At 70.8% G+C, this 6111-nt stretch carries 5 protein-coding genes and 1 pseudogene; 5 read left to right on the forward strand and 1 reads right to left on the reverse strand.

What is annotated here, in order from left to right; all coding sequences use genetic code 11:
- A pseudogene (locus C0461_RS12885) lies at positions 1–404 on the reverse strand (fructose-bisphosphatase class I); the annotation flags it as partial.
- Between the two features lie 91 nt (positions 405–495).
- On the opposite strand from C0461_RS12885, the gene C0461_RS12890 reads away from it, so the two are divergent.
- The 5 genes from C0461_RS12890 to C0461_RS12910 all read left to right on the forward strand — a co-directional run.
- Complete coding sequence (locus C0461_RS12890; RefSeq protein WP_292107576.1) at positions 496–1575, forward strand: CaiB/BaiF CoA-transferase family protein; 1080 nt, start codon at positions 496–498, stop codon at positions 1573–1575.
- 260 nt (positions 1576–1835) lie between these two features.
- Entirely contained in the window at positions 1836–2513 is a 678-nt protein-coding gene (locus C0461_RS12895) for an SDR family NAD(P)-dependent oxidoreductase (protein WP_292107578.1), read from the forward strand.
- A 3-nt stretch (positions 2514–2516) separates the two neighbouring features.
- Positions 2517–3356, forward strand: a complete 840-nt coding sequence (locus C0461_RS12900) for a CoA ester lyase (protein ID WP_292107579.1) — start codon at positions 2517–2519, stop codon at positions 3354–3356.
- Positions 3357–3394: 38 nt separating this feature from the next.
- On the forward strand, positions 3395–4675 hold the full coding sequence (locus C0461_RS12905) for a capsular biosynthesis protein (RefSeq protein WP_292107580.1): 1281 nt from the start codon (positions 3395–3397) through the stop codon (positions 4673–4675).
- A partial coding sequence (locus C0461_RS12910; RefSeq protein ID WP_292107581.1) for a capsular polysaccharide biosynthesis protein occupies positions 4672–6111 on the forward strand: 1440 nt, incomplete at its 3' end. The genes C0461_RS12905 and C0461_RS12910, both read left to right, overlap by 4 nt.

The following is a 6111-nucleotide window of genomic DNA, read 5'->3' on the forward strand; positions in this document are numbered from 1 at the left end:
GTCTCCACGAGGGGCGCGGGCAGCACCGAGAAGATGGTGCCGATGGACACGTTCACCTCGATGTTGCTGGACCCGTCCAGCGGATCGAACAGCACCAGCCAGCCCTCGTTCGGCCCCACCTGCGCCACCGGCACGATGCCGTCCTGCTCTTCGGAGGCCATTGCAACCACGCCCGGCGCGGCGCGGCACGCCGCGATCATGATGTCGTCGGCGGCCAGGTCGAGGGTCTTCTGCACCTCGCCCTGCACATTGGTGTCGCCCGCCGTGCCCAGCATGTCCGCCGTCGCGCCCTGACGCACCGCATGGCTGATGCGCACGCAGCCGTCCGCGATCCCGGCGATCAGCCCCTTCAGGCTTTCGGGGGCGGACTGGGCTTCGAGAAAGGCGGCGAGAGTCTGGGCCATGGGGGTCTCCGTATGCTGCAGGCGATCTCGCATCCCGCGACGCAGGGCGCAACCTGCGCTATCCGTAGCGAAACGAAACGGGAGGAATCGCATGGGTCAGGGTCCGTTGAACGGATTGCGCGTCGTGGAGTTCGCCGGCATCGGCCCGGCGCCCTTCTGCGCCACCCTGCTGTCGGACCTGGGCGCCGAGGTGCTGCGCATCGACCGCCCCAATGGCGGCGCGGCCCCCCATGATGTCACCGCGCGCGGCCGGGCGGGTTCGCTGGCGCTGGATCTCAAGTCGGGAGCCGACCGCGAAACCGCCCTGCAGGCCATCGCCGCCGCCGACGTGCTGATCGAGGGCTTCCGCCCCGGCGTCATGGAGCGGCTGGGTCTGGGCCCCGATGACGCCCTGGCCGCCAATGCGCGCCTGATCTATGGCCGCATGACCGGCTGGGGCCAGACCGGGCCGCTGGCCCAGGCGGCGGGCCACGACATCAACTACATCGCCGTCACCGGCGCCCTGGACGCCATCGGGCCGAAGGGCGGCGATCCGGTTCCGCCCCTCAATCTGGTGGGCGACTACGGCGGCGGCGCCCTGTATCTGGCCATGGGAATCCTCGCCGCCCTCCACGAACGCCAGACCTCGGGCGAGGGTCAGGTCATCGACGCGGCGGTGGTGGACGGGACCGTCTCCCTGATGGGGGTGTTCAGCTGGCTGACCCATGACGGCCTCACCAGCATGAAGCGCGGCGAGGGCCTGCTGAACGGCGCCATGCCGTTCTACCGCACCTACGCCTGCGCCGACGGCCGCCATGTCTCGGTCGGGCCGCTGGAGCCCGCCTTCTATCTGGAGCTTCGCACCCGTCTGGGCCTGCCGCCCCAGCCCGCCGGCCACACGGACCAGCAGGCCGCCGAACTGGCCGCTGTCTTCATCACCCGGCCCCGCGACCACTGGACCGCCCTGCTGGAGGGGACCGACGCCTGTTTCGCCCCCGTCCTGTCGCTGGACGAGGCGCCCGCCCATCCGCATCTGGCCGCCCGGGAGACCTTCACCGAGGCCTTCGGTGTCACCCAGCCCGCCCCCGCCCCGCGCTTCTCCCGCACGCCGGGGGCCGTTCAGGGCCCCCCTGCAAAAGCGGGCGAAAACGGCCAGGCGGTGCTGGCGCGCTGGGTCGGAGGACCTATTTAATCCCGCTGTCTGAGAGCGGTGTACAATGGCCTCCACGGACACGACCGGCGGAGGCGATTTCGGACAATTCGCACTATTCGCACCCTGTTTTTTCGCCCGTTCCGGAGTCCGAATATCCGTCCACCGGTCGCCGATTTCGGACTATTCGCACTATTCGCACCCTGTTTTTTTGCCGACCAGGCTCTGAAAGCCTCCCACCCGGCGGTGGAGCCTCCCGACCCCACGCCCTATGGTCCCGCCCAGCCTTGAAGGAGCCACCCATGTCCCGACCCGTCATCGTCATCACCGGAGGCCACGGCGCTCTCGGTTCCGCGGTCGCCAAGGCGGCGGGCGAGGCGGGCTGGACCGTCGCGGTCATCGACCATGCCCGTCAGGAGACCCAGGGCGCCGACATGACGCTGTCCGGCGTCGACCTCACCGAACCGGGTCAGGCCATGCAGGCCATGCAGGCCATCGCCGATCAGCTCGGCCGCATCGACGCCCTGCTCAACATCGCGGGCGGCTTCGTCTGGCAGACGCTTGAGGACGGCGACCCCGCCGCCTGGGGCCGCATGCACGCCCTGAACGTCACCACCGCCCTGAACGCCAGCCGCGCCGCCCTGCCGTGGCTGAAGGCGGCGACCGAGGGCCGCATCGTCAATGTGGGCGCTGCGGGCGCGCAGAAGGCCGTCGCGGGCATGGGCGCCTACGCCGCCTCCAAGGCGGGCGTGCACCGCCTGACCGAGTCCCTGGCCGAGGAGATCAAGGACACGTCCGTCACCGTCAATGCGGTCCTGCCCTCCATCATCGACACCCCCGCCAACCGCGCCGACATGGGCGAGGAGAACGCCCACAAGTGGGTCAGGCCCGCCGATCTGGCCGCCGTCATGCTGTTCCTGGCCTCCCCTGCGGCGCGGGCCGTCACCGGGGCCCTGATCCCCGTCACCGGCCGGGTCTGAGCCATGACGCCCCGCCGCAGCGTCCTCTACCTGCCCGCCTCCAACCCCCGCGCGGTCGAAAAGGCCCGCACCCTGCCCTGCGACGTGGTGGTGCTGGATCTGGAGGACGCGGTCGGCCCGGACGACAAGGCCGCCGCCCGCAGCGCCGCCGTCGCAGCCCTGCGCCAGGGCGGGTTTCAGGCCCGCGAGGTGGGGGTGCGCGTCAACGGTCTCGACACCGACTGGGGCGATGACGACCTGGCTGCCCTTGGCGGCGCAGCGCCGGCCTTCATCGTCGCGCCCAAGGTCTCCACCGCCGATCACGCCGCCGCCTTCACCGCGCGCCTGCCGGACGGCGCCGCCCTGTGGGCCATGATCGAGACGCCCCGGGCGCTATTCCATCTGGACGCCATCGCCGCCACGCCCCGCCTCGGCGCCCTGATGCTGGGGGTCAATGATCTGGCCGCCATGCTGCGCTGCGCCCCCGCGCCCGACCGCGAGCCCCTGAAGACGGCCATGAGCCTCACCGTCGCCGCCGCCCGCGCCCACGGCCTCGCCCCCATCGACGGGGTCTTCAACGCCCTGGACGACGAGGCCGGGTTCGAGGCCGAATGTCGTCAGGGCCGCCTCTACGGTTTCGAAGGCAAGAGCCTGATTCACCCCCGCCAGATCGCCCCCGCCAACGCCGCCTTCTCTCCCTCCGCCGAGGAAATCGCCTGGGCCGAGGCCGTGGTCGAGGCCTTTGACGACCGGGAAAACCGCGGCCGGGGCGTCCTTCGCGTAGCCGGCGCCATGGTGGAGCGGCTTCATCTGTCCCGCGCCCGTGACACGCTCGCCTTGCGCGATCTCGCCGGAACACTCTAAGAGTTCACGGACTCGTTATCATCAGGCTCCAGATTTCATTGTCAGTCGCTTCGCCATCACCGTCCGCCGGAGCCGATCCGGACGCCAGCGACGCGCCGTCTGACGCCATTCCGGGCTTGGCCGGACGGCGGTTCCTGATCATCTCTGCGCCCTTCGGCTCCTACTCGCGCAAGTTGGCCGGCGTGCTGCGCGCGAACGGGGCCGCGGTCAGCCGCATGATCTTCAATGCCGGCGACCGACTGGACTGGGGCGGCAGGAACGCCGTCAAATTCCGGCGTGGCGGCGACGCCTGGCCCCACGCCCTGGCGGGTCTGGCCGAGACCTACACCGACCTCATCCTGTTCGGCGAGGCGGGCATTTACAACCAGACCGTGATCGAACAGGCGGACCGCCTCAAGGCGTCCGTCTGGGTCATCGAGAACGGCTATTTCCGCCCCCACTGGGTGACCATGGAGCGGAACGGCGTCAACGCCCGCTCGACCCTGCCCCGTTCGGCCGACGGCTATCCCGCCCCCGCCCCGCGGGAGCCGCCCTTTCAGCCGGCGGGCGCCATCCTGCCGCACCATGTCTGGAACCTGGCGCTGTACCATACGGTTCAGGTCGCCGGCCGCCTCTTTTACCCCCGCTATGTTCGTCCCTACAGCCGCCACGCCATCGTCCAGGCGGCGGGCCACGCTTGGCGGTATCTGAAGCTGCGCCTCGCGTCTCCGCTGGCGACCGACACCGGGGTGATCGCCGGCCGCGGACCGTTCTTCATCGCCTGCCTCCAGCGCGAGGGCGACACGACCCTTCTGCGCTACTCCGACTACGCCACCAACACCGCCTTTCTGGAACGGGTGATTGAGGATTTCGCCCGCGCCGCCCCGAAGGATACGCGCCTGGTGGTCAAGAACCATCCGCTGGACCCCGGGCTGGTGAATTACGGTGCGGTGGTCCGCCGCCTTGCCCGGCGGCATGACGCCGAGGGCCGTGTCGACTTCATCGACGGCGGCAATCTCGCCGAACTCTGCCGCGCCTCGCGGGGCATGATCGTCAACAACTCCACCGCCGCCCTGTCGGCTGTGGGCTTCGGCACGCCGGTCAAGGTTCTGGGCCAGGCGTTCTTTGATTTCGCGGGCCTGACGGATCAGAAGCCGCTGTCCGACTTCTGGCGGTCGCCTGCGCCGCCCGACCACGACCTTTATGTCCGTTTCCGCGAACACGTCCTTCACCGCACCCAGATCAACGGCAGCTACCATAATCCGGCCATGCAGGAGGCCACGGCCATCCGCATGGCCCTGGCTTTCGCCGGGGGCTGGGACCGGGCCCAGGTCCAGTGAGCGCGCGCACGCCCGCCTGGGTCTGCGCGCCCGGCGTGCGGCGCCTGCCCAATCTGGCGGCCTTCCTGCCCGAGTACGACCTGCGCGCCCTGCCGGGGCGAGACGTTGAGGCCGTGCTGGGCTGGGGTATGAAGCCCACCGCCGCCCACGGCCGCCGCTGGGCTGAAAAGCACGGCGTCCCCTATGTGGCGCTGGAAGACGGCCTGCTCCGCTCCGTGGGTCTGGGCGAGGCCGGGGCCACGTCGCTGAGCGTCGTGGCTGATGATCTGGGAATCTATTACGACGCCACCCGCCCCTCGCGGCTGGAGCAGCTGATCGCCGGGGCGCCCGGCTGGATGTCGCCGGACCTGCGGATTCGCGCCCGCGCCCTGATCGACCGCATCGTCGACAGCGGCGTCTCCAAGACCAACATGGGCGGGCCGCTGGACGCCGGCCTGCTGAAGCCCGGACGCCGCATCCTGATCGTGGACCAGACCCACGGCGACGCCTCCATCGGCTTCGGCCTGGCCAACGCCCAATCCTTCATCCACATGCTGGACGCCGCCCGCCGCGACGAGCCCGGCGCCCAGCTCATCGTCAAGCGTCACCCCGCCGTGGCCGCGGGCCGCAAACAGGGCTGCATCCCCGCCGAGCGGCTGGGCGACGTCACCCTGATCGACACCGACATCCGGCCTGCCGACCTTCTGGCCAATGTGGACGCGGTCTATACGGTCACCAGCGGGCTGGGATGGGAGGCGCTGCTGCGCGGCCTGCCCGTCCGCTGCTTCGGCGCGCCCTTCTATTCCGGCTGGGGCCTGACCACGGACGCCGTGGACACCGGCCGTCGGGGCCAGTTGCGCGACATCGAGAGCATCGCCGCCGCCGCCCTGATCCGCTACGCCCGCTATGTGGACCCGGTCACCGGCCGCGCCTGCGAGGCCGAACAGGCGCTGGAGCGCCTCATCGCCCTGCGCGACCGCGCCGACCGGCTGGCGGGTCTGAACGCCTGCGTCGCCTTCGCCCCGGCCAAGCGCCCGCCCGTGCGCCGCCTGCTGAACTCACCCAGGGGGCCGGTGCGCTATTTCGCCTCCGCCGCCCGAGCCCGAACCGCCGCCGAGGCGGAAGGCGGCCGCATCGTCTGCTGGGCCTCCCGCACCGGCGCGGATTTCGAGCAAGCGACCGACAGCTTCGCCGGTCCGATCCTGCGTATGGAGGACGGCTTCATCCGCTCGCGCGGCCTGGGCTCGGACTTCGTCGGCGCCCTGTCCGTGACCCTGGACGATCTGGGCGTCTACTACGACGCCACCCGGCCTTCGCGGCTGGAGGCCCTGATCGAACAGGGCGGCTTCTCCCCCGCCCTGCTGGCCCGCGCCGCTCGGTTGCGGCAGCGGATCGTTTCGGCGGGCCTGAGCAAATACAACCTGCCCGCCCCGTCCGGCGCCTTCGACGCCTGGCCC

It is taken from the genome of Brevundimonas sp., assembly GCF_013823285.1.
Lineage (GTDB): Bacteria > Pseudomonadota > Alphaproteobacteria > Caulobacterales > Caulobacteraceae > Brevundimonas.

Coding starts and splice junctions, on each gene's coding strand:
- C0461_RS12890 (WP_292107576.1), top strand. CDS start 496: ATGGGTCAGGGTCCGTTGAACGGATTGCGCGTCGTGGAGTTCGCCGGC.
- C0461_RS12900 (WP_292107579.1), top strand. CDS start 2,517: ATGACGCCCCGCCGCAGCGTCCTCTACCTGCCCGCCTCCAACCCCCGC.
- C0461_RS12895 (WP_292107578.1), top strand. CDS start 1,836: ATGTCCCGACCCGTCATCGTCATCACCGGAGGCCACGGCGCTCTCGGT.